Raw genomic sequence first — 16,846 nt, 5'->3', positions numbered from 1 at the left:
TTATAAAGTTGTCTGGCAGTAACAGCGGAGAGGTCACACCTGTTCCCATCCCGAACACAGAAGTTAAGCTCTCCAGCGCCGATGGTAGTTGGGGCTTTGCCCCTGCAAGAGTAGGACGCCGCCAGGCTGCTTTTTTTATACCGTTTTTTTGTATAAAATAATATGATATAATACATAGTAAGATTATAAATTATTCCACAGTAGCTCAGTGGTAGAGCTATCGGCTGTTAACCGATCGGTCGTAGGTTCGAATCCTACCTGTGGAGCCAAATATATGCTTCCATAGCTCAGCAGGTAGAGCACTTCCATGGTAAGGAAGGGGTCGTCCGTTCAAATCGGATTGGAAGCTCTTTGATAAGCGCTGTCTCATAAGAGATTGGCGTTTTTTTGTGTTTGTATTTTTGATTACATTCGCTGAATCATCCGAAGCTATAATTTATTACACCCCAGTTCAAGACTGGGGCAACTCCACTTGTATCACTAAATAGTCTCAGACAATCGGCTAATGCCCTGAGTAATCGTCTCCTCATCCACTTTGGAGTACCCCAATACCCACCCCTTTCTCCTGCTATTCAGACAATACGTACTGAGAGGGTAGACTCGTACTCCATTTTTTAATGCCTTATTTGTCATTTCTTTTTCATTAAAATCTCCATCTGCTTCAAGCAGCATATGCAGACCTGTTTCCACACCTTTTACTGAAAACACTTCCCCTAATTTGGATGAAGCAATTGCCTTTATCATCGCCTCATGCCTGCGCCGGTAAATATTTCTGATTCGTCTCATATGCCGCATGAAGTGGCCATGCTCAATAAAATGAGAAAGAGTCAGCTGCTCCATGATGGGAAGATGCCGGGCAGTGAGTGTACGTACACGAGCTAGTTGGGCTATTGCTTCAACCGGTCCAATAATGGCCGAAATACGGATCCCAGGAGCAATCAATTTGGAAAAGCTCATCAGGTAAAGTGTACACTCGGGCTCCTGGCTGAATAAGGTTGGAAGCGGCTCACCACTATAGCGAAATTCGCTGTCATAGTCGTCTTCTATAATCCAGGATTGGTTGCGAATGGCCAGTTCAAATAATTGCCTTCTCCGCTTAATAGACATAATCGCACCGGTTGCGGCTTGATGGGAAGGTGTAACAAAGATCAGTTTAGATTGCTTCGGAACATTGTAGGCAATGATACCCTCTTGATCGACTGGCACAGGCATGACGTTCATGTTTCGGTACATCATTGTCAGCCAGGCAGGCGGAAAACCCGGATCTTCGACAGCTACTGTGTCGCCCTCCAGAAGAAGCGATTGTGAAATTAAGTCGATGCTCTGCTGTGTACCAGATGTAAGCAGGATCTGGTCAATATCAACATGGATCCCCCTATTAACGGATAAATAATTTTGGATTTGGTTCCTTAAAGGTTTATAGCCAAGCGAGTCTCCATGCGTCCAGCTCGACAAATCTGCATTATCCGAAGCGTGGAGGAATGATTGCCTCCACTTTTTTAAAAATAAATGGTCCACATAAGGTTCATGAGGGGAAAAATCGATAGCTGCAGCGTTTTTCTTGTGTCCCCCGGACCATTCATACAATCGGTTTGTAGCTTCTTCTAAAACGGGTATGGGTGGCGGAGTCAAGCGGTGGGCCGATCTTTCCTCCTTTGAGACGATGGGCTGGTTCCAGTCGCTTACTCGTGTTCCTCCACGACGAGAAGTAACGGTATAACCCCTGCTGAACAGCTCTTCATAGACTGCTTGTACCGTTGAGCGGGCGACTTCTAATTGCTGTGCGAGTTCACGAGTTGGGGGCAGCTGATAACCGGCTCTCCATTTTCCGCTCGTAATATTATCAAGCATTTGGTCAAGCAGCTGTTTCCAGATTGGTATATTATCGTGCCGATCTATTTTCATCATTGTTTATTGCACCTCTTTTTTATGGACTGATAAAAATCCCTTGTTTTGGATATATCATACCATTCCAAACGCTGATATACTACAAACAAGTTAGAAAAATAGTTTATATTCAAAATAATTATCTTGTAAATCATGGGAGGAAATGGGAATGAGTCAAACAGAAAGAGTTGTGACGGAAATACAAAAAGGTGGCGTCATCATGGACGTCATAAATGCTGAACAAGCGAAAATTGCAGAACAAGCAGGTGCTGTTGCGGTAATGGCCCTTGAGCGTGTACCATCAGATATTCGTGCTGCCGGGGGAGTTGCGCGTATGGCTGAACCGACAATCGTTGATGAAGTAATGGGAGCTGTATCTGTTCCTGTAATGGCAAAAGCACGAATCGGACATATTGTTGAAGCACGTTTGCTGGAAGCAATGGGCGTTGATTATATCGATGAAAGTGAAGTGTTAACACCTGCTGATGAGGTTTTTCATTTATATAAACGTGATTTCAACGTACCGTTTGTTTGCGGAGCACGTGACCTTGGTGAGGCATCCCGCCGTATTAGTGAAGGGGCTTCAATGATTCGTACAAAAGGTGAGCCTGGTACAGGAAACATTGTTGAAGCCGTTCGTCATATGCGTATGATGCAGGGACAAATTAAAAAAGTTGCTTCCATGTCAACAGCTGAACTAATGACAGAAGCGAAGAATATTGGTGCATCATTTGAGCTTCTTCTTGAGATTAAAGAGACAGGCAAACTTCCTGTAGTTAACTTTGCAGCTGGTGGTGTTGCAACCCCAGCAGATGCAGCATTAATGATGCAGCTTGGAGCAGATGGGGTCTTCGTCGGTTCTGGCATTTTTAAATCAGAGAACCCTGAAAAATTTGCAAAGGCAATCGTAGAAGCAACAACAAATTATGAAGACTATGCATTAATCGCTGAACTTTCAAAAGGACTAGGATCAGCAATGAAGGGAATTGAAATTTCTACCCTTAATCCATCAGAGCGCATGCAAGAACGCGGCTGGTAAGGTGTGTTTTGATAATATAATAGTATAAATATGTCGTTAAATAAGCCTCGGGATGAGGCTTATTTAATTTGGCATGTAAATACATCCTTTTATCCACCATCTATTACTCTCTGAACTTTACTCGCCTTTTAGCTCTTTTAGGCGTTATATATCTACTTCGTACACAGTGATACTATCTCAGCTTTGGTATAGGAAAACTAGTATAAAGACAGATGGCTAGAAATACTGCGTAAAAGCTTGCAACATAAAAAATACCCGGAAAAAATGCTTGTCCCGGGTTTGGTTGAAAATTATATATTAGCGATCTTATAAAGTCGCTTCGTCCATACAGCTTTTATTTGTTTGTTTTTCCATTTATATTTCTATAGCTTAAACCTAAAGAAACTTCATCTTTCATAAAGAATAACTTCACGCAGAATGTCTCGGCTGATTCACATATTTTTTCGGTTTTCTTAACATCCGCCAGAAACCTTTCATTTCACCAACAGCAATCGCTAGAAGAATAAGCAAAACTCCAAACCATCTGGATGCCCCTATATATTCGGACAATCCGATATAAGCTACCACAACTGATACGGGCAGCTCAATTGCACCGAGGAGGGTAGCTAGACTAGCTGGAATATGTGGGGTTGACTTGGCAAACAAAAGCGGTGTTAAGATCATTCCACACAGTGCAAGTCCTCCGGCATAGAGCCATAAACTTCCACCTGCGAGTGCCTCGCTGCTTAGTGTTGTGTTTGGCGGGAAAATGATAAAGATTAAGACAGCAGCGCCTGTAATCATTATTGGTGTCCGGATTGTTGCCGGTACATCAACCGCAACACGCCCACTTACAAAGACAAATGCGGCATAAGAGAATGCCGATCCAATCCCAAGAATGAAGCCCAGAAGCGTTATATTGGATAGTCCACCATTAAATGCATCTGCTGCAAATAATACACCAACCATGGTTAGGATGACGGACAGCATCGTTTGCCAGTTAGGCTTTTTCCGGTCAAAAATCCATTCATACAATACACCGACCCATACGAATTGGAAAAGTAACACTACAGCTAATGAAGCTTGTACATATTGCATTGATCCATAATAAAGCACACTGGTAAGACCCGTGAAGCTGCCTGTAATCATGAGTGTAAATACTGTTTTAGGCTTTAGTTTTTTGACTGCAAGAGGGTGACGTCTAATGGAAAAAATACCGATCATCCAAAGCACTGCAAGGGCAATAATAACTTGTATCACATTAATTTCACCAAGAGTCCAGCCCTCAGCATAACCTAAATTTATAAACAATGGGTTCAGCCCGAAAAAGGAAGCTCCCATAAGGAAAATGATAATAGCATTATGACGTTTCATTCCAATTCCTCCAATCTGTCTGACTTGGATGGTACATTTATCTGTTCTCAGAAGAAAAGAATGCCATCCTTTCTATGATAGCATAAAATCGGGATTTTAGCCTGTGTGGAATGTATTTAGATAGTGGTTTAAGGATGGTTTTTAGCAGGCAACCTCTTAATATAATTAGAGATTCGAATTAAAGAGAAATTGTTTTTTAGTTTTAAAGAAAGTATAAATTTGCAGCAATTAATTCTTGGATATAAATAGCCACGTCCAGCTCCAGCGGCAGATCCTCGCTTTCTAATTAAATCAATCCAGTAAATTAGATTTTAAAAAAAAGACCCCTGCCCACAGGCAAAGGTCCTCATCTTCACACCATCACTCTACAAATATCATTCGTAAACTCTACCGGATCATTAATCGGCAATCCTTCAATGAGAAGTGCTTGATTGTAAAGCAGGTTCGTATATAACTTCAGTTTATCTTTGTCTTGTTCATTCGCATTCTTCAATGCCTGAAACATTTCATGATTGACATTGATCTCAAGTACTTTATCTGCCTTAATCTGCTGATCATCAGGCATCGCGTTGATAATTTTCTCCATTTCGATGGAAATTTCCCCATCTGCTGTTAATACGACGGGATGAGACTTTAATCGTTTGGATGCTCGCACCTCTTTTACTTTATCCGCTAAAATCTCTTTCATCGCATTGAAAAGGTCTTTATTTTCATTTTGCTCTTCTTCTGCAGTATCCTTCTCATCATCCTCAATGCCTAAATCGCCACTGGATACAGACCTGAATTCTTTTTCTTGGTAATTCATCAGCATGCGGATGGCAAATTCATCGATTTCATCTGTGAAGTATAAAATTTCATAGCCTTTATCCATTACCATTTCGGTTTGCGGCAGTTTTTCAATGCGCTCATTGGATTCACCAGTTGCATAGTAAATATATTTTTGATCTTCGGGCATTCTTGACACATACTCTTCCAATGTCACCAGCTTCTTCTCTTTAGAAGAATAGAACAATAACAGGTCTTTTAGTAAGTCCTTATGCTGTCCAAAGTCACTGTATACACCATATTTGAGCTGCTGGCCGAACGATTCAAAGAACTTTTCATAGCTTTTACGATCATCTTTTAAAATACTTAGTAACTGTGATTTGATTTTCTTATTAATGTTTTTAGCGATTAATTTCAGCTGGCGATCATGCTGGAGCATCTCCCTTGAAATGTTGAGGGACAGATCCTCTGAATCTACCATCCCTTTCACAAAACTAAAATAGTCGGGAAGCAGGTCAGCGGATTTCTCCATAATCAAAACGCCATTGGAATAGAGCTCGAGCCCTTTCTCATATTCCCTTGAATAGTAATTGTATGGTGCATTTTCTGGAATATAAAGAATTGCATTATATCTGATCGTACCATCAACATTAATGTGGATATGTTTTAGTGGCTTGTCATAGCCATAATGCTTTTCATTGTAAAAATTCTCATAGTCCTCGTTGGATAGTTCGCTTTTATTCTTTTTCCAGATTGGAACCATGGTATTGATTGTCTGTTCCTCAATTACATCTTCATATTCGTCTTCGGTACCTTCTTTCAGCATGCTTTCTGTAATATCCATCTTGATTGGATAACGGATAAAGTCGGAGTATTTCTTGATAATTTGTTTCAGATGATTTTCTTCCAGAAATTCATCATAGTTCTCGTCTTCTTCATTCTCTTTTATTTCTAGGATAATTTCTGTACCAACCTCTGCCTTTTCTGCAGGTTCAATGTTGTAGCCATCAGAGCCTGTGGATTCCCATTTGAATGCCTCATCACTTTCTAATGATTTACTAGTCACGGTAACCTTATCTGCTACCATGAAAGCTGCATAGAAACCGACACCAAATTGACCGATAATATCGTGGCCATCTTTAATTTCGTTCTCAGCTTTAAATGTATGAGAACCACTTTTGGCAATGACACCAAGGTTATTTTCCAATTCTTCCTTCGTCATTCCAATACCAGTATCGGTGATTTTTAATATGCGCTTATCTTTATTGGCGTCTATTTTAATATAGTAACTATCTGGGTTGAACGTTAAATTATCATCGGTTAATGCTTTGTAATAAATTTTATCAATCGCATCACTTGCATTGGAAATCAGCTCTCTTAGAAAAACCTCGCGCTGTGAATAAATAGAGTTGATAACCATATCCAATAATTTCTTTGACTCTGCTCTGAATTCGATTTTGCTCATTTTTTATTCTCCCCTTTTATCTTTAAAATAGCGTTAGTATTTTTTTAGCACTCGAAGGTATCGAGTGCTAATCCCTAATATTTTAATATCATATCCTTTTTTGGATGTCAACTGACAGAAGCATCGAAAAAAAAGGGAAAAGCAGGAAGTTTCTCGAAGGAAGTGGCGAGGTGACTTATAGATTAACCATCAGTTTCTACTTTTATAGAATTTCCATTCGGTTAATGCAAAAGTAAAAATTAGCAGCTGAATAAAGCAGGAGATCGGTTGGCCCCCTCGTAGAAAAGGGGGTAGTATGAAGAAAGAAAGATAAAAAATGGGAAAAAGGCAACGAAGCAACAAGTATATGACTATCTGAGATCATTGGTAATTGGAAAACACTCAAAAGCTTTGATATATTCCCGTAACATCGTTAACAATAATTTTAGCGATTATTGCTTTGCTGTCATTATTTGAAAAAAGAAGTTACTTCCATTTTCTGATCAAATGGAAGTAACTTCTCATGTTTAACTATAAAGTCACTCACTCTTCTGGCGGAATGCAGCTGCACTGGCCGGGAGTTATTATATGGGATTTATAATATAAATTTATCCATTAGTATGGTCTTTCAAGGTAAACGGTGCATTATTTACTCCTGCTAAAAACCTTCGTAACCCCAAACTGCCCCAGGAAAACCAAAATCCCTAGCAAACAAAGATTCACATAATACCAAATCCCATCCCCAAGCAAATCAAGTGGAGTACTAGCTGTTGGTGTCGCAGATAAGTATAAATAATTCGAACCCAATGCTGGATTAACAAAAAACCCGATAATTGCTGCATAAATAAGAAGTAGTCCATATGCTTGCATCGTAGACTTAAATGTAATTTTCACAGAACTTGTAAGTATAAGAAAAATACTCACCCATGAAATTGCCGCATGATGGACGAAAAACTTCCAAAATCGAAAATGAGGGAAGTCATAAGGCAGTTCTGGTGTAACCAATGCTGCAAAAGCAGGGATGAAACCAATGAGAAAGGTAAGATTAATCAATGTCTTATTATGTGTAACAAGTGCAATTGCCCCAGTAATACTCGCAATGCCGCAGAGGTGGAGCGGAATGTGTTCCTGCAGGCTCCAGATCCCATTTGTTATGGTATAAGTCTGATAGGATATTTCCGATAAAACAAGGATAGAAAACAGAAGCCAGCGTAAAATATTGTACGAAACCGTATTGCTTTTGATTTTTTTAAAGGTAAGCAGCAAAAGGATTAGGCCAACAAAATATACCATCAGCGCAATTATATGGCTGGTTTCAAAAGCAATAAATGGCTCACCGCTTTGCTCATTAAACCAATCTCCCATAAAGAACCCCCTCTGAATAAAAACAGATACTTACTACTATTATAAATGTAATAAGTATCTGCTGCATTTATGATTTATGTTAAAAGGCTAGCCGCCAATAATGTGATAACCTGAATCAACATGCAAAACTTCTCCGGTTATTCCTCTTGAAAGCTCACTGACTAAGAATAAGGTAGCATCGCCTACTTGATCCTGGTCGACATTTCGGCGTAGAGGTGCTTTTTCTTCGATTACGCCTGCCTTTTCATTAAATCCGGATACCCCTTTAGCGGATAGCGTGCGGATAGGGCCGGCAGAAACCGCATTTACACGAATACCATATTTTCCTACATCTTCTGCCAAATATCGAACACTGGCTTCTAAGGATGCTTTCGCAACACCCATGACATTGTAGTTTTTGATTACGCGTTCTGCTCCAAGGTAGGTTTGTGTAACAATGCCGCCACCTTCCGTCATAACTTCTTTCGCAGCCTTTGTTACTGCTACTAATGAATAGGCACTGATTTCCTGAGCCAGGAGGAAGCCTTCACGTGAAGTATCCGCATATTCACCTTTTAGCTCATCTCTGTTTGCAAATGCCACTGAGTGTACCAGTCCATGAATAACTCCGACCTTTTCTTTGATTTCTCCAAAGGCTTCTGAGATACTTTCATCGCTTGCTACATCACAGGAAACAATTAATTTTGGCTCAATCTCATTTTTCTCCAAAAGCTTTACTAGTTTTTGATAGGATCTCTCCTGCCTATTTGTAAAAATTAAATTAGCACCTGCATTATGTAGTGATTTTGTAATGCCCCATGCAATGCTTCGCTCATTTGCAACACCCATTACTACTATATTTTTGCCTTGTAATAATTCCGGCATGTTTGCACCTCCAAATTATATTTCATTGTTTCATTATAACCTATTTAAGATGGTAAAAAAACAAAAATAGTACAAGGTATTAAGACTAGATACTTTTTATGTGAAAATGAGATTTCTAATCATAACTGGAAATTTTACTAAAAAAATTCATTTCCCTCTTTACAAAGTTTGTATAACTGGTTATAATAAAATTCGTTGGTTTGCGACAGACTTAAAAATAATGTAGAAAATTATTGTTTTCGCAGGCTCATTTATTATGTGGCCCGTTGGTCAAGCGGTTAAGACACCGCCCTTTCACGGCGGTAACACGGGTTCGAATCCCGTACGGGTCACCAACATGGAGGATTAGCTCAGCTGGGAGAGCACCTGCCTTACAAGCAGGGGGTCGCAGGTTCGAGCCCTGCATCCTCCACCATCTTTTTTGCCGGCCTAGCTCAATTGGTAGAGCAAGCCGTTAGCATCGTCGAGTAAGCTGCCATGTGCAGGCTTGCGAGGAGTGCAGCTTCAATGAGTAACTTGCAACACGACGAGCATTCCCGATGAACGCGCAAATTAAGAATGGATATTAATATTCATAAGCCGGCCTAGCTCAATTGGTAGAGCAACTGACTTGTAATCAGTAGGTTGGGGGTTCAAGTCCTCTGGCCGGCACCATTTTTTATTTCTTAGTATATTTTCATATAAATAGTGCACAATACATGCGGAGGGGTAGCGAAGTGGCTAAACGCGGCGGACTGTAAATCCGCTCCCTCAGGGTTCGGCAGTTCGAATCTGCCCCCCTCCACCATTTAAAGTGTTGGGCCATAGCCAAGCGGTAAGGCATCGGGTTTTGATCCCGTGTATCCTAGGTTCGAATCCTAGTGGCCCAGCCATTTTTTTATTCTTGGGAACTTTTTGGTTTACATACTTGAAAATAAGGAAATATAGTAAGGCATGAGCTTTTAATGGCAACACGACTTTGCACTTTAAAACTTAAGAACACTCATAAAACATGAGCCATTAGCTCAGACGGCAGAGCAAGCCGTCAGCTTCATCGAATATGCTGCTAGGTGCAGGCTTGCGAGGAGTGCAGCTTCACCGAAATTACTTGCAACACGACGAGCATCCAAGATATACGCTCTCTAAAACTGAAGAACACTCATAAAACATGAGCCATTAGCTCAGCCGGCAGAGCATCTGACTTTTAATCAGAGGGTCGGAGGTTCGAATCCTCCATGGCTCACCATTTTCCAAAACGAAAATAGTAAGGTTATACATCATACATAAAATCATCGCAAATAAACAAGGTCGTTATGAATGTAGCAGCCTTGTTTATTTGCATTTTATGCTGTTTTTTTACATAATAGATACAGTAATTTTTTTATGCAAAAAGAAAGATGCCTGTATAAAAACAGACTATTTCCCGGCATAGCTTCTTTTAAAGGTGCTGGGTGAAATTTTCTTTATGTATCCAAGTATTTCTATGCTAAACATTCACATAAACGTGTTATAATTATACATTAGATAAGTGGAATATATAAAAAAAGCACAACTTTTAGCCTATACATTTATGATATAACAAAAGGATGATACAGTATGAAAACTTCTAGAATTCCTGGTTTTTATAAAATGACTGTTGAAGCACGACGAGAATTATTGGAAGAAATGCATAGTTTCTCCAATGACGATAAAGAAATACTTTCAAAAGAAGCACTGTCCACAGAGACTGCAGATAAAATGATTGAGAATGTTATTGGGACTTTTTCGCTGCCATTAGGGTTAGGATTGAATTTCTTAATAAATGGGAAAGAATATGTAGTACCAATGGCAGTTGAAGAACCTTCCATCGTTGCTTCAGCAAGTTATATTGCGAAAATCGTGAGGGAATCTGGAGGATTTACTGCTGAAGCCACGGAACGCGTGATGATCGGGCAAATCCAGGTAGTGGGATGCCCTGACATACATGCTGCAAAAGCAGCCATACTAAAAGAAAAAGAAGCATTAATAGAGGATGCCAATGCGGCGTACCCCAGCATGGTTGCCAGGGGTGGCGGTGCAGTGGATCTGGAAGTTAGAATACTGAATGAAGAATCAGGCTCAACTTACAGCCAAATGCTCGTTATCCATGTGTATATCGATACACGGGATGCGATGGGAGCGAATATCATTAATACAATGGTAGAATCCCTTGCTCCAACTGTGGAAGAGCTAACAAATGGTAAAGTATATTTACGAATATTATCGAATTATGCGGATAAATGTCTTGCTCGCGCACGTTGTGTGATTCCACCTGAATTACTCAAATCAGATGGTTTTTCTGGAGAAGAAGTCAGAGAAGGTGTCATTCATGCATATGAATTCGCTGCATCTGATCCGTATCGTGCCGTAACTCATAATAAAGGGATTATGAATGGGATTGATCCAATCGTGATTGCGACTGGAAATGACTGGCGGGCTGTTGAGGCTGGAGCTCATGCATATGCTGCAAAGGATGGGCAATATGGATCCATGACAACATGGTTTGCCGATGAGGATGGCAATCTGGTTGGTGAATTGGAACTGCCAATGTCTGTTGGAACGGTCGGAGGCGCTATCCGGGTGCATCCGATGGCCAAGCTTTCCCACAGTTTGCTGGATGTTGAATCCGCACAGGAATTGGCACAGGTAATTGTGTCAGTTGGATTGGCCCAAAACCTTGGGGCATTGAAGGCATTAGTCACAGATGGTATTCAAAAAGGCCATATGGCATTACATTCTCGCTCTGTTGCGATTGCAGCAGGGGCTTCAGGGGAGCTGATTGATATCATTGCAAAACAATTAGTCGAGGAAAAACAAATCCGTGTCGGAAAAGCTAAAGAATTGGTGGATAGTTATATAAAATGAGTGCAGAAAAAGTAACAACAACAGAACAAACAGCTATCGGTATAGCTCATAGTAAACTAATACTGATTGGAGAGCATGCAGTTGTACACGGACAACCAGCCATCGCTATTCCTTTTCCATTAGTTGGTGTGGAGACAGTTATTGAACACGTCCCCGGGTCAATTAAAATTGACAGTACATTTTATCATGGACCGCTTAATTTGGCACCGGAAGCATTAAGCGGTATTGTGAACTGTATAAAAAGTTCGTTGAACTATTTGGAACTGCCGCAAAAGGATTTGCTGATTCGAATTACATCTTCCATCCCGCCAGGCAAAGGACTTGGATCGAGTGCTTCGGTGGCGATTTCTGTGGTCCGATCTTTATTTACCTATGCTGATGAAAAATGTACGAATGATGATCTTCTGCAACTGGCTAACATTGCGGAAACGTATGCACATGGGGCACCGAGCGGAATCGATACACTTACGATTACAACGGAATGTCCAGTCTGGTATGAGAAAGAGCATCCGATTGATTTCATCAAGCTTAGTGATGACTTTCACTTTGTAGTTGCAGACTCTGGAAGAATCGGTGACACACGTCTGGCAGTTGAATCTGTAGCAGGTCTGCTTAAATCGGCTCCAAGAAGAATCCAGCGAAAGCTTGACCGTATTGGGGAGTTAACACACCATGCGAAACATGCCCTGGAACGAAAGGGCAAACATATTTTAGGACAAATGCTGAATGAAGCCCAAAAAGAACTTGAAGCATTGGGTGTCAGCGATACCGGTCTGAACCGTTTAATTGATTTTGCCCGAAAAGAAGGTGCACTGGGTGCTAAGCTTACTGGTGGCGGTAATGGCGGATGTATTATTGCCCTGGCTCAGAATGAGGTTCATTCGAGACAGCTTGCTGATAAATTACGAAAATTCGGGGCGCATGCTGTGTGGCCTTTCGTCCTGAAAAAAGATAAATAAAGGGGAAGAAACATGAAGGCTACTGCAAAAGCACATACAAATATTGCCTTAATAAAATATTGGGGTAAACGTGATGAGTCTATTATACTGCCGACGAACAGCAGTCTTTCCCTAACATTGGACGGATTTTATACGACGACCACAGTTGATTTTCAGGAGGAGCTTTCGAAGGATATTTTCACATTAAATGACGAGCCTGTAACAGGTACTGCATTTAATCGTGTTTCAGCATTCCTCGATCTTATCCGAAGATCTGCTGGAAAAGATAAATTATTTGCAAATGTGCAATCGATTAATGAGGTGCCTACAGCTGCAGGATTTGCCTCATCTGCTTCCGGCTTTGCAGCTCTTGCTGCTGCTGGGGCGAAAGCGATTGGACTTGAGCTTAGTGATCAGGAGCTTTCCCGCTTAACCCGGCAAGGCTCCGGTTCTGCATGCCGTTCAATCTATGGCGGATTTGCGGAATGGGAAATGGGAGAGAAGCCAGATGGCTCGGACTCCTATGCTGTTCCGATTGCACCAGCAGACCATTGGGATGTAAGAGTTGCTGCGGTTATCTTAAATGCAACAATGAAAAAAGTGTCGAGCCGTGAAGGAATGAAGCGAACGGTTGATACGTCGGCATTTTATTCCGGATGGTTAGACAGTATTCCTCAGGATTTGCAGCAGATAAAAGAGGGAATTAGCGGCTGTGATTTTGAAAAAGTCGGGCAAATAGCAGAAGCAAACTGTCTGAGAATGCATGCCACGACATTAGGTGCTTACCCACCATTTACATACTGGCTGGATACAACAATGACGGTTATGCAGGCAGTGCAGGCGATGAGAGCTGAAGGAATTCCAGCATACTTTACAATTGATGCCGGACCGAACGTAAAAGTTTTGTATTTGCCGGAGAATGAAAAAACTGTCGAAAAGACACTCCGTAATATACCTGGTGTAACAGATGTACGGTTGAGTAAATCAGGTCAGGGAGTAACCTATCTATAGGGGATGAATGTTTTGCCTATACCGTTGAAGATTAAAGTTCCGGGAAAACTTATGATTGCCGGGGAATTCGCCGTGCTTGAACCACATCATAACTTAGCTGTAATGGCTGTTGACCGGTTTGTTTATGCAACATTGGAGCAGGGTTCCACCAACAGACTTACGTTACAGGATTTTAAGCTAATTGATCTTAACTGGAATTACGAAAATAAAGCTGTTCGTGTTTTTTCTGAAGATGGCAGGGTTCGCTTTGTTGAGGCTGCAATGACGATTGCTTTGAACTATTTGCATGAACAAGGTATTACCCCTGAGCCTTTTTCCCTAACGATAAAAAGTGAACTGGACGATGCTTCAGGGATTAAATATGGTTTGGGATCAAGTGCCGCGGTAGTAACCTCAGTAATTACTGCTGTTTTAAAGAAATATCTACATAAAAATCCGGAGGCTGAGCTGATTTTTAAACTTGCTTCCATTGCACATGTGAAAACGCAAGGAAATGGCTCAGGTGCTGATGTGGCAGCATCCTCTTACGGTGGAATTCTCGAGTATTCTTCTTTTCAGGCAGAATGGCTACGGGAAGCATATCAAAATACGGCTACATTAACCGAGCTTTTAGAAAAAGAATGGATTTATTTTTCGGTTCAACCAATTACATTGCCGGAAAATATCTATGTATGCATCGGCTGGACAGGTAAGCCGGCATCCACTGCGAAACTTGTCGATGAAATTTTGAAAATGAAAGTGGATAATCCTGAAGCTTTTCGGGAATTTCTTGATGCCAGTGAGATTGCAGTTGAGAAGTTTACGAAAGGAATGAAAAGTGCAAACATTCCACTACTGTTGGAAGGCGTCAGGGAAAACCGGCATGCACTTGCTTCGGCAGGGGATAATGCTAATGTAGCAATCGAAACACCATTATTGACGAAGCTCTGTGATTTAGCTGAACAGTATGGCGGTGCCGGCAAACCATCCGGTGCTGGCGGCGGAGATTGTGGAATTGCTTTTATGCCATCGAAAGAAGAAGCGGATCAGCTTATGCATGCATGGTCTGAAGCAGGGATTAAACCACTTCCGATTCATGTGAATAAAGCAGGTGCAATAGTTATAGAATAAAGTCAGGTACTGTCGAATGAAGCTGCCTGACTTTTTTTGCGGCTTCGTTTCGCAGTTAAGAGTCTTAAAGACCTTTAAAAATGAAAACTTTCGTGAAATACCTCATTAAAGCGCTCTACTAGCCAAATCATCAAGGGAGCAGTCGGGAAAGGTAACATAGAAGCACTCTATTAGTCGGAACCGAAGAAGGCAACAGTGAAAAAGGTAACACAGGAGCTTACCTTATCTAAGCCTGCCAGCAAATGCATAAATATACAAATAAATGTTAGGTTGAGTCACTATCCCCGCTTCCGTTAAACTATAATAGAAGGAGGCACTTTCAATGAATAATAAAATGTCGATTATTGGAGTTCCGATGGATTTAGGCCAGAGCCGCCGTGGTGTGGACATGGGGCCGAGCGCTATGCGGTACGCAGGTGCAATCGAAAAATTACAGGAACTGAACATAGACACACATGATCTGGGGGATATCCCGATAAACCGTCCGGATCAGAAGAATATAGATAATGACAGTAATTTAAAAAATCTTGAACAGGTAATAGAAGCGAATGAGAAACTTGCCGAAATGGTAGATCAGGAAATTGAAAAAGGGCAATTTCCATTAGTACTGGGAGGAGATCACAGTATTGCGATCGGAAGCCTGGCGGGAGTTTCCAAGCATTATGATAACCTTGGAGTCATTTGGTATGATGCCCATGGTGATTTGAATTCAAGTGAAACTTCACCCTCCGGGAATATCCATGGGATGCCATTAGCTGCAAGTCTTGGGATTGGTCATGAAAAATTAACTAATTTATATGGCAATGCACCGAAAATAAAGCCCGAAAATATTGTGATTGTAGGTGCAAGATCCCTTGACCCAGGTGAGAGGGAGTTAATACGAGAAAGAGGTATTAAAGTGTATACAATGCACGAAATTGATCGAATGGGAATGTCGAAAGTAATCGAAGAAACGATCGACTACCTGAAAGACCGTACAGATGGAATTCATCTGAGTCTTGACCTTGATGGACTTGATCCTTCCGAGGCTCCAGGTGTCGGCACTCCTGTTATCGGAGGAATTACTTATCGCGAAAGTCATCTGGCTATGGAAATGCTAGCAGAAGCAGAGGTCATTACATCTGCCGAATTTGTTGAGGTAAACCCAATTTTGGATGATAAAAATAAAACAGCTACGGTTGCAGTAGCCCTAATGGGTTCTTTGTTTGGTGAAAAGCTAAAATAGGCAATATAAAAAGGCATCAAATTCATTAGGAAATTTGGTGCCTTTTGTTGCCAAAATGATTCGTATGTAGTTTCATAGGAGTTATAAGATCATGCATCTATTTGTCATTCATTGAACGTAATTTTGATATTCGTTGATCAGCTTGTCCAGTTTCATACTAGACAAGACAACAGCTTCAGAAGTTAGTGCATGTGTACTGCTTAATGTAATCATTTCTTCGCGGCATTCTTCGATTTTTTCCAATAACATAGATTTACTCACAAAATTGTCCTCCTATCTAGTATACTATAATAAGAAAGTACCCAAATTATTGCAATAATAAACTCAAAAAAAATATGATTTTTTTTGAAACCTTTTTATCGTCAATTTCGTAACATAAATACCGCATAGTTAGCGGAGGTACCCGTATGGATCAAATTATTAGAGAGAAAATAAAACTAGTAAAAAAAGGAGACCAGTCAGCCTACGAGGATGTCGTTTCTTTTTTTCAAAACAAAATTTATCAGCACTGCTTCAGGATGTTGGGGAATGCACATGAAGCAGAGGACATTGCGCAGGAAGCATTTATCCGCGCATATGTTAATATTCATTCGTTTGATGACAAGCGAAAGTTTTCGACGTGGCTATACCGAATCGCCACCAATTTAACGATTGATCGAATCCGAAAAAGAAAACCGGATTATTACCTGGATGCAGAGGTAAAGGGGACAGACGGATTGGATATGTATTCCCAGCTGGCAAGCAAGGATCGATTGCCTGGCGAAGAAGTGGAAAGCATTGAATTACAACGTTATATTCACCAGGAAATTTCGGGGCTCCCACCAAAATATCGAAGTATCATTATGCTTAGATATTTAGAAGAATTTTCTCTTCAGGAGATCAGTGACATCTTAGATATCCCGTTAGGAACGGTGAAAACCCGTATACATCGAGGTCGGGAAGCATTGAGAAAAAGGCTTCGCCATGTGTAAAGGAGTGTGATC

The 16,846-nt window shown here is 40.9% G+C and carries 13 protein-coding genes, 8 tRNA genes and 1 rRNA gene; 16 read left to right on the top strand and 6 right to left on the bottom strand.

The window, feature by feature from the left end:
- Positions 1 to 11: 11 nt before the first annotated feature.
- From rrf to CIL03_RS17015, 3 genes are all read left to right on the top strand, one after another.
- Positions 12 to 127: ribosomal RNA gene (gene rrf / locus CIL03_RS17025) — 5S ribosomal RNA — on the top strand.
- A 67-nt stretch (positions 128 to 194) separates the two neighbouring features.
- Positions 195 to 269 (top strand) — tRNA-Asn (locus tag CIL03_RS17020).
- Between the two features lie 7 nt (positions 270 to 276).
- Positions 277 to 349, top strand: a tRNA-Thr gene (locus CIL03_RS17015).
- A 131-nt stretch (positions 350 to 480) separates the two neighbouring features.
- On the opposite strand, the gene pdxR is transcribed toward CIL03_RS17015, so the two are convergent.
- Positions 481 to 1,908 carry a MocR-like pyridoxine biosynthesis transcription factor PdxR gene (pdxR, locus tag CIL03_RS17010; protein WP_094887081.1) on the bottom strand — a complete coding sequence of 476 codons (1,428 nt, stop codon included), beginning with the start codon at positions 1,906 to 1,908 and terminating at the stop codon, positions 481 to 483.
- A gap of 142 nt (positions 1,909 to 2,050) precedes the next feature.
- Here pdxR and pdxS point away from each other — a divergent pair, with 142 nt between their 5' ends.
- Positions 2,051 to 2,926, top strand: a complete 876-nt coding sequence (gene pdxS, locus CIL03_RS17005) for a pyridoxal 5'-phosphate synthase lyase subunit PdxS (RefSeq protein ID WP_094887080.1) — start codon at positions 2,051 to 2,053, stop codon at positions 2,924 to 2,926.
- A 408-nt stretch (positions 2,927 to 3,334) separates the two neighbouring features.
- Here the strand turns inward: pdxS and CIL03_RS17000 are convergent, their stop codons facing one another.
- The 4 genes from CIL03_RS17000 to fabI all read right to left on the bottom strand — a co-directional run bounded on the left by CIL03_RS17000 (position 3,335) and on the right by fabI (position 8,717).
- A complete protein-coding gene (locus tag CIL03_RS17000; RefSeq protein ID WP_094887079.1) occupies positions 3,335 to 4,279 on the bottom strand; it encodes an EamA family transporter in 945 nt (314 codons plus the stop codon).
- Between the two features lie 352 nt (positions 4,280 to 4,631).
- On the bottom strand, positions 4,632 to 6,509 hold the full coding sequence (gene htpG / locus CIL03_RS16995; RefSeq protein WP_094887078.1) for a molecular chaperone HtpG: 1,878 nt from the start codon (positions 6,507 to 6,509) through the stop codon (positions 4,632 to 4,634).
- 624 nt (positions 6,510 to 7,133) lie between these two features.
- Positions 7,134 to 7,853: a YwaF family protein gene (locus tag CIL03_RS16990; RefSeq protein ID WP_094887077.1), complete on the bottom strand. Its 720-nt coding sequence runs from the start codon at positions 7,851 to 7,853 to the stop codon at positions 7,134 to 7,136.
- Between the two features lie 87 nt (positions 7,854 to 7,940).
- On the bottom strand, positions 7,941 to 8,717 hold the full coding sequence (gene fabI, locus CIL03_RS16985) for an enoyl-ACP reductase FabI (RefSeq protein ID WP_094887076.1): 777 nt from the start codon (positions 8,715 to 8,717) through the stop codon (positions 7,941 to 7,943).
- A gap of 260 nt (positions 8,718 to 8,977) precedes the next feature.
- On the opposite strand from fabI, the gene CIL03_RS16980 reads away from it, so the two are divergent.
- From CIL03_RS16980 to rocF, 11 genes are all read left to right on the top strand, one after another.
- Positions 8,978 to 9,052: transfer RNA gene (locus CIL03_RS16980), tRNA-Glu, on the top strand.
- Positions 9,053 to 9,056: 4 nt separating this feature from the next.
- A tRNA-Val gene (locus tag CIL03_RS16975) sits at positions 9,057 to 9,132 on the top strand.
- Between the two features lie 163 nt (positions 9,133 to 9,295).
- Positions 9,296 to 9,371 (top strand) — tRNA-Thr (locus CIL03_RS16970).
- A gap of 48 nt (positions 9,372 to 9,419) precedes the next feature.
- A tRNA-Tyr gene (locus tag CIL03_RS16965) sits at positions 9,420 to 9,504 on the top strand.
- Positions 9,505 to 9,514: 10 nt separating this feature from the next.
- Positions 9,515 to 9,589 (top strand) — tRNA-Gln (locus tag CIL03_RS16960).
- 277 nt (positions 9,590 to 9,866) lie between these two features.
- A tRNA-Lys gene (locus CIL03_RS16955) sits at positions 9,867 to 9,942 on the top strand.
- Between the two features lie 350 nt (positions 9,943 to 10,292).
- Positions 10,293 to 11,579 (top strand): hydroxymethylglutaryl-CoA reductase, degradative, encoded by a 1,287-nt coding sequence (locus tag CIL03_RS16950; protein WP_094887075.1) that lies wholly within the window; start codon positions 10,293 to 10,295, stop codon positions 11,577 to 11,579.
- Complete coding sequence (gene mvk, locus CIL03_RS16945; protein ID WP_094887074.1) at positions 11,576 to 12,538, top strand: mevalonate kinase; 963 nt, start codon at positions 11,576 to 11,578, stop codon at positions 12,536 to 12,538. The genes CIL03_RS16950 and mvk overlap by 4 nt, the downstream gene beginning before the upstream one ends.
- Before the next feature lie 12 nt (positions 12,539 to 12,550).
- Positions 12,551 to 13,528, top strand: a complete 978-nt coding sequence (mvaD, locus tag CIL03_RS16940) for a diphosphomevalonate decarboxylase (protein WP_094887073.1) — start codon at positions 12,551 to 12,553, stop codon at positions 13,526 to 13,528.
- Positions 13,529 to 13,540: 12 nt separating this feature from the next.
- The gene (locus CIL03_RS16935; protein WP_420855424.1) at positions 13,541 to 14,638 is read left to right on the top strand and encodes a phosphomevalonate kinase; all 1,098 of its coding nucleotides are present in this window, start codon (positions 13,541 to 13,543) and stop codon (positions 14,636 to 14,638) included.
- Positions 14,639 to 14,960: 322 nt separating this feature from the next.
- Complete coding sequence (gene rocF, locus CIL03_RS16930; RefSeq protein ID WP_094887071.1) at positions 14,961 to 15,863, top strand: arginase; 903 nt, start codon at positions 14,961 to 14,963, stop codon at positions 15,861 to 15,863.
- Between the two features lie 108 nt (positions 15,864 to 15,971).
- Here the strand turns inward: rocF and CIL03_RS16925 are convergent, their stop codons facing one another.
- Positions 15,972 to 16,124, bottom strand: a complete 153-nt coding sequence (locus tag CIL03_RS16925; RefSeq protein ID WP_240508128.1) for an aspartyl-phosphate phosphatase Spo0E family protein — start codon at positions 16,122 to 16,124, stop codon at positions 15,972 to 15,974.
- A gap of 146 nt (positions 16,125 to 16,270) precedes the next feature.
- Between CIL03_RS16925 and sigW the strand changes: the two genes are divergently transcribed.
- Positions 16,271 to 16,834 carry an RNA polymerase sigma factor SigW gene (gene sigW, locus CIL03_RS16920; RefSeq protein WP_094887070.1) on the top strand — a complete coding sequence of 188 codons (564 nt, stop codon included), beginning with the start codon at positions 16,271 to 16,273 and terminating at the stop codon, positions 16,832 to 16,834.
- Positions 16,835 to 16,846: the final 12 nt, after the last annotated feature.

The sequence above is a fragment of the Virgibacillus indicus genome (genome assembly GCF_002266285.1).
In the GTDB taxonomy this organism is placed as follows: Bacteria; Bacillota; Bacilli; order Bacillales; family Amphibacillaceae; genus Virgibacillus_K; species Virgibacillus_K indicus.
Note: the sequence above shows the minus strand (reverse complement) of the source record. Positions and strands in the feature narration are given on the sequence as shown.

Excerpts from the sequence above, each read along its gene's own strand:
- htpG (WP_094887078.1), bottom strand. The coding sequence starts at position 6,509 with ATGAGCAAAATCGAATTCAGAGCAGAGTCAAAGAAATTATTGGATATG.
- fabI (WP_094887076.1), bottom strand. The coding sequence starts at position 8,717 with ATGCCGGAATTATTACAAGGCAAAAATATAGTAGTAATGGGTGTTGCA.
- CIL03_RS17000 (WP_094887079.1), bottom strand. The coding sequence starts at position 4,279 with ATGAAACGTCATAATGCTATTATCATTTTCCTTATGGGAGCTTCCTTT.
- CIL03_RS16950 (WP_094887075.1), top strand. The coding sequence starts at position 10,293 with ATGAAAACTTCTAGAATTCCTGGTTTTTATAAAATGACTGTTGAAGCA.
- pdxS (WP_094887080.1), top strand. The coding sequence starts at position 2,051 with ATGGGAATGAGTCAAACAGAAAGAGTTGTGACGGAAATACAAAAAGGT.
- pdxR (WP_094887081.1), bottom strand. The coding sequence starts at position 1,908 with ATGATGAAAATAGATCGGCACGATAATATACCAATCTGGAAACAGCTG.
- mvaD (WP_094887073.1), top strand. The coding sequence starts at position 12,551 with ATGAAGGCTACTGCAAAAGCACATACAAATATTGCCTTAATAAAATAT.
- mvk (WP_094887074.1), top strand. The coding sequence starts at position 11,576 with ATGAGTGCAGAAAAAGTAACAACAACAGAACAAACAGCTATCGGTATA.
- rocF (WP_094887071.1), top strand. The coding sequence starts at position 14,961 with ATGAATAATAAAATGTCGATTATTGGAGTTCCGATGGATTTAGGCCAG.
- CIL03_RS16990 (WP_094887077.1), bottom strand. The coding sequence starts at position 7,853 with ATGGGAGATTGGTTTAATGAGCAAAGCGGTGAGCCATTTATTGCTTTT.
- sigW (WP_094887070.1), top strand. The coding sequence starts at position 16,271 with ATGGATCAAATTATTAGAGAGAAAATAAAACTAGTAAAAAAAGGAGAC.